Consider the following 6,115-nt stretch of genomic DNA (forward strand, 5'->3'; position numbering starts at 1 on the left):
GATACATAGATGCAACGGGGCGGCGGTTTTTCAAAAGCGGGTAGACAGTGGGGCCGAGTCCATACATAGCAGCTGGCGAAGCCTGCGTTCGGCTGCGAAGCAGTCGTGAAGTCAGACAATGCGGTCCTTCAGAATTACCTCGTGCGCAGGTTTTACGACTGCTTCGCAGCCGAACGCAGGCTTCGCCAGCTGCTACAGGGCGTGCGCTGCCAGGAAGAAACAAAAACGGCCGCTTGTCATCACTGACAGCGGCCGTTTTGCGTTATGCGGTACGAATCAGTTCAGCACCACCGCACCCATCTTCTGCAGCTTGCGACGACGAGCCACAAACAAACCGGCAGCCACCACCAGCAAACTCAGCAGACCGGTCGCGAGGATCTCCACGCGATGCGCTTCCTGGAACAGCATGATGGTCAGGGCCGCAACGATGAATATGATCACCGCGTAGGTCAGGGCCGGGAACAGCCACATGCTGAAGGCGATTTTTTCACCGCGTGCCATGCGCTGCTTGCGCATACGCAATTGCGAAATCGCGATCACCAGGTACACCAGCAGCGCGATAGCGCCGGAGCTGGCCAGCAGGAATTCGAACACGGCGGCCGGGGCCACGTAGTTGGCGAAAACCGCGATGAACGCAGCACCGGTGGACAACATGACGGCCCAGTACGGCGTGCCGCTCTTGTTGGTGCGCTGGGAAACGGCCGGTGCATCACCGCGTTTGCCCAGGGAGAACATCATGCGTGAGGCGGTGTACAGCGCCGAGTTCAGGCAGCTGGTCACAGCAACCAGCACCACGATGTCGACGATCAGCTTGGCATTCGGGATGCCCATGCGCTCAAGCACGGTCTGGTAGGAGCCGACGGCTGCCAGTACCGGGTCGTTCCATGGCACCAGGGCCACAACAATGAAGATCGACACGAGGTAGAACAAGCCAATCCGCCAGATCACCGAGTTGGTGGCCTTGGAGATTTGCTGGCCAGGGTTCTTCGATTCCGCGGCCGCGATGGTCACGATCTCGGTGCCCATGAAGGAAAACATGGTGGTCAGGATCGCGCCCAACACTGCGCCCATGCCATTTGGCAGGAAGCCTTGGGTGTCGAACAGGTGCGAAACGCCGCTGACTTGGCTGTTCGGCAGGAAGCCAAAGATCGCCAGAATGCCGAGGCCGATGAAACCGATGATCGCGATGACTTTGACCAGGGCGAACCAGAATTCGAATTCACCGTAGTTCTTCACGCTGAACAGGTTGGTCACCGTCAGCAGCAAGGTGATGACCAAGGTGAAGGCCCAGATCGCCACATTCGGGAACCAGGCATGCAGGATAGTCGCGGCGGCGTTGGCTTCCAGCGGAATCACCAACACCCAGAACCACCAGTAGAGCCAGCCGATGGTGAAACCGGCCCAATGACCGATCGCGCGATCGGCATACGTCGAGAAGGAGCCTGTGTCTGGCGAAGCAACGGCCATTTCGCCGAGCATGCGCATCACCAGCACGACCAGCATACCGGCGGCAGCGTAAGCCAACAGCACGGCTGGGCCTGCGGCGGCGATGGCGTGGCCGGAGCCGACGAACAGGCCGGCGCCGATAACCCCGGCGATCGACAGCATGGTCACATGACGTGGTTTGAGCCCCTGTTCGAGGCCATTGGAGCTTGGGGTACTGCTCATTGAAACTACCTTTGTAAGGAAAAGCGAATGCATGCATCCCGCCTGAATTTCTTTCTCGTAAAAAGAAACCAACGGGGCGTTCCGGATTCTGCACGCAATAATTGCGCCAAAATGTTTCAAAGCCGTCTGCCACGGCGATCTCATCCAGACCGGACAGTCATCGCAACCCATTGAAATTAATGGCACTTTGCCAGAGCGTTACCCTGCGACTCACTTTCAGAACGAAACGGCGCACCAGAAACACACCCGTAAAATGCCCGACGCACAATAAAAGTGCGGATCAGGAACGTTTGGCCGGTTAGCGCTTCCAACCCCCCGCCAAAGCTGGCAACATCGCGCCCTTTTTTGGAACAGCCCCAGCCTTTTTATCGACAGGCAGGGTTCAAACGGCTGTTCGGTTGATAGCAGCGCGACAGTCTGCTGCACCGATGCGACAACGTGCCACATGCCACCCGTTTACCGCCCGTAGCGCTGTTGGCTGCCATTCCAACGCTATGCTAGCTTGGCCGCCTCGCCAGGAAGGCCGCCAATAGCAGGAGCGAAATACTATGAGGAACGCACATGGCTGAGGCCACGCCCGCGCTTGAAATCCGCAACTTGCACAAACGCTACGGACAGCTTGAGGTGCTCAAAGGCATCTCGCTGACCGCCCGCGACGGCGACGTGATCTCGATCCTGGGTTCTTCCGGTTCCGGCAAGTCCACCTTCCTTCGTTGCATCAACCTGTTGGAAAACCCGCATCAGGGACAAATCCTGGTGGCCGGCGAAGAACTCAAGCTCAAAGCCGCAAAAAACGGCGAACTGGTCGCTGCCGACGGCAAGCAGATCAATCGCCTGCGCAGCGAGATCGGTTTTGTGTTTCAAAACTTTAATCTCTGGCCGCACATGAGCGTGCTCGACAACATCATCGAAGCCCCGCGCCGGGTGCTCGGTCAGAGCAAAGCCGAAGCCATCGAAGTCGCCGAAGCCTTGCTGGCCAAGGTCGGCATCGCGGACAAGCGCCATGCCTACCCGGCGCAACTCTCCGGCGGCCAGCAACAACGCGCGGCCATTGCCCGCACGCTGGCAATGCAGCCCAAGGTGATCCTGTTCGACGAGCCCACCTCCGCCCTTGACCCGGAAATGGTCCAGGAAGTACTTAATGTCATCCGCGCATTGGCCGAAGAAGGCCGCACCATGCTGCTGGTCACCCATGAAATGGGCTTCGCCCGTCAGGTGTCCAGCGAGGTGGTGTTCCTCCACCAGGGCCTGGTAGAAGAGCAAGGATCGCCACAGCAGGTGTTCGAAAACCCGCTTTCGGCGCGCTGCAAACAATTCATGTCCAGCAACCGCTAACGGAGCTACCCGCATGCAGAACTACAAAAAAATCTTCCTGGCTGCTGCCGTCACCCTGGCCTTCAGCGCCGGTGCTGCCGCCGAGACCTTGAAGATGGGCATCGAAGCGGCCTACCCGCCGTTCAACAACAAAGATGCCAGTGGCAATGTCGTCGGCTTCGACAAAGAAATCGGCGACGCCCTGTGCGCCAAGATGAAAGTCGAATGCACCGTGGTTACGTCCGACTGGGACGGCATCATCCCGGCCCTGAACGCCAAGAAGTTCGATTTCCTGATCTCCTCGATGTCGATCACCGACGAGCGCAAGCAAGCGGTGGACTTCACCGACCCGTACTACTCCAACAAGCTGCAATTCATCGCACCGAAAAACGTCGATTTCAAAACCGACAAGGACTCTCTGCAAGGCAAAGTGATCGGTGCACAACGTGCGACCCTCGCCGGCACCTGGCTGGAAGACAACATGGAAGGCGTTGAAGTCAAACTCTACGACACCCAGGAAAACGCCTACCTCGACCTGACTTCCGGTCGTCTGGACGGCATCCTGGCCGACAAGTACGTCAACTACGAGTGGCTGAAAAGCGACGCCGGCCGGTCCTACGAGTTCAAGGGCGACCCGGTGGAAGAAAGCGACAAGATCGGTATCGCTGTCCGTAAAGGCGACGCTATCCGCGAGAAGCTGAACCTCGCCCTGAAAGAAATCGTCGCTGATGGCACCTACAAAAAGATCAACGACAAGTACTTCCCGTTCAGCATCTATTGATTCTGACCTGCCGGGCCGGCGCCGTTGTTTGACGGCGCCAGTCCCTGGCATTGCCTGCCGCGATTTGAAAAGAAATCCATGACTATCGATCTCTACGGATTCGGCCCGGCGCTCGCCGCTGGCGCGCTGATGACTGTGAAACTGGCACTCTCGGCCTTGTGCCTGGGGCTGGTACTCGGTCTGCTCGGCGCCTTGGCCAAGACTTCCCCGTACAAGCCGCTGCAATGGCTTGGCGGCACTTATTCAACACTGGTTCGCGGCATCCCTGAATTACTCTGGGTGCTGTTGATCTACTTCGGCACGGTCAACCTGATGCGTGCCCTGGGCGAGTTCTTCGGCAACCCCGACCTCGAACTCAATGCCTTCGCCGCTGGCGTGATTGCGCTGGGGCTGTGCTTCGGCGCCTACGCCACGGAAGTGTTCCGTGGCGCAATTTTGGCTATCCCCAAAGGTCACCGCGAAGCGGGTGTGGCGTTGGGTCTGTCGAAATTCCGTATCTTCACCAAACTGATCATGCCGCAGATGTGGCGCATCGCCCTGCCCGGCCTGGGCAACCTGTTCATGATCCTGATGAAAGACACTGCCCTGGTATCGGTCATCGGCCTGGAAGAAATCATGCGTCACGCGCAAATCGGCGTAACCGTGTCCAAGCAGCCGTTCACCTTTTATATGGTGGCCGCGTTCATGTACCTGGGCCTCACGGTTCTCGCCATGACCGGCATGTACTTCATGGAAAAACGCGCCGCTCGCGGCTTCGCGAGGAGCACCCAATGAACTGGGAAGTCATCATCAAGTGGCTGCCGAAACTGGCTCAGGGCGCGACGCTGACCCTGGAACTGGTGGCCATCGCCGTGATCGCCGGTTTGCTGCTGGCAATTCCACTGGGCATCGCGCGCTCGTCACGACTCTGGTACGTGCGCGCATTCCCCTACGGCTACATCTTCTTTTTCCGTGGTACGCCGTTGCTGGTTCAACTGTTCCTGGTCTACTACGGCCTGGCGCAGTTCGACGCGATCCGTAACAGCTCGATGTGGCCGTACCTGCGCGATCCGTTCTGGTGCGCCACGGCGACCATGACGTTGCACACCGCGGCCTACATCGCCGAGATCCTGCGCGGCGCGATCCAGGCGATTCCACCGGGCGAGATCGAAGCGGCGCGCGCCCTGGGCATGTCCCGGACCAAAGCGCTGGTCTACATCATCCTCCCCCGTGCCGCCCGCATCGGTCTGCCGGCCTACAGCAACGAAGTGATCCTGATGCTCAAGGCCAGCGCCCTGGCCAGCACCGTGACCCTGCTGGAACTGACCGGCATGGCCCGTACCATCATTGCCCGGACCTACCTGCCGGTGGAGATCTTCTTCGCGGCGGGGATGTTCTATCTGCTGATGGCTTATGTGCTGGTTCGCGGCTTCAAGCTGCTGGAGCGCTGGCTGCGCGTCGATGCCTGCCAAGGGCGTTGATGCCTGCGTGCTGACGGGCGAGGCGTTACTCGCCCGTTTCGCGGCGCTGGATGCTTTTCTGATCGAGCATCAGGCGCTGTGGAAGCCTCGGCCGTTTACTCATCTGCAGCTTCCTTGGGAAGCGTCCTACCCCGAGTTGTCTGTATGGCTACGCGGCAGGTCGTTGGAGGATGCGGAAAATGCTCATAACCAACCTGCTCTGTTGGATGCGCCGGAGCCTTTTGCTTCGCTGGCGGCGCTGTCGCTTGAGCTGAGCGCAGTGGGTGAACTGCCCAGGCATGCGCTTGAAGCGGCTGGGCATCGGTTGAATGTCGATGTGCCGGGGCGCAAGTGGCAGCAGATTGAGGCGTTTGCCAGCCGGTTGGCGTTTGTCTCTGCACCGAAGCATTGGCTTGATTGGTGTTCGGGCAAGGGCCATTTGGGGCGGCGATTGTTGCAAACCGGTCAGCAGCTCACTTGCCTGGAATACGACCCGGCGCTGGTCGCCAGCGGTCAGGCACTCAGCCAGCGTCATCAATTGCACGCACTGCATGTCGAGCAAGATGTACTCGCTGCGGATGCCGCCTCTTTGTTAAATACTGCCCACACGCCGGTAGCGCTGCACGCCTGCGGTGATCTGCATGTGCGGCTGATCCAACTCGCCAGTGCCGCTGGCTGCAAACAACTAGCCATCGCGCCTTGCTGCTACAACCGGATCAGTCTGAGCGAGTATCAGCCGCTTTCCTCGTCGGCCAAGCGCTCCAACCTACAGCTGTCCCTCGATGATCTTTCGCTACCGATGAGCGAAACCGTCACCGCTGGCGCTCGCGTCCGACGTCAGCGTGACACCTCCATGGCCCGACGCCTGGCCTTCGACCTGCTGCAACGGCAGCTGCGCGGCATAGACGAATAC

At 59.4% G+C, this 6,115-nt stretch carries 6 protein-coding genes; 5 read left to right on the forward strand and 1 reads right to left on the reverse strand.

Going from position 1 to position 6,115, the window contains the following annotated elements; genetic code table 11:
- Positions 1-276: 276 nt before the first annotated feature.
- Positions 277-1,668 (reverse strand): GABA permease, encoded by a 1,392-nt coding sequence (gabP, locus tag WLY71_RS28990; RefSeq protein WP_347806304.1) that lies wholly within the window; start codon positions 1,666-1,668, stop codon positions 277-279.
- 561 nt (positions 1,669-2,229) lie between these two features.
- On the opposite strand from gabP, the gene WLY71_RS28995 reads away from it, so the two are divergent.
- The 5 genes from WLY71_RS28995 to WLY71_RS29015 all read left to right on the forward strand — a co-directional run.
- Positions 2,230-3,003, forward strand: coding sequence for an ABC transporter ATP-binding protein (locus tag WLY71_RS28995; RefSeq protein ID WP_007897462.1), 774 nt, complete (start codon positions 2,230-2,232; stop codon positions 3,001-3,003).
- A gap of 13 nt (positions 3,004-3,016) precedes the next feature.
- Positions 3,017-3,763: an ABC transporter substrate-binding protein gene (locus WLY71_RS29000; protein WP_347806305.1), complete on the forward strand. Its 747-nt coding sequence runs from the start codon at positions 3,017-3,019 to the stop codon at positions 3,761-3,763.
- Positions 3,764-3,841: 78 nt separating this feature from the next.
- Positions 3,842-4,537: an ABC transporter permease gene (locus tag WLY71_RS29005; RefSeq protein WP_149416717.1), complete on the forward strand. Its 696-nt coding sequence runs from the start codon at positions 3,842-3,844 to the stop codon at positions 4,535-4,537.
- Positions 4,534-5,223, forward strand: coding sequence for an ABC transporter permease (locus WLY71_RS29010; protein WP_347806306.1), 690 nt, complete (start codon positions 4,534-4,536; stop codon positions 5,221-5,223). The genes WLY71_RS29005 and WLY71_RS29010 overlap by 4 nt, the downstream gene beginning before the upstream one ends.
- The coding region (locus tag WLY71_RS29015; RefSeq protein WP_347806307.1) for a methyltransferase at positions 5,204-6,115 on the forward strand (912 nt) is incomplete at its 3' end. The genes WLY71_RS29010 and WLY71_RS29015, both read left to right, overlap by 20 nt.

Source organism: Pseudomonas rossensis (genome assembly GCF_039888995.1).
GTDB classification, from domain to species: domain Bacteria; phylum Pseudomonadota; class Gammaproteobacteria; order Pseudomonadales; family Pseudomonadaceae; genus Aquipseudomonas; species Aquipseudomonas rossensis.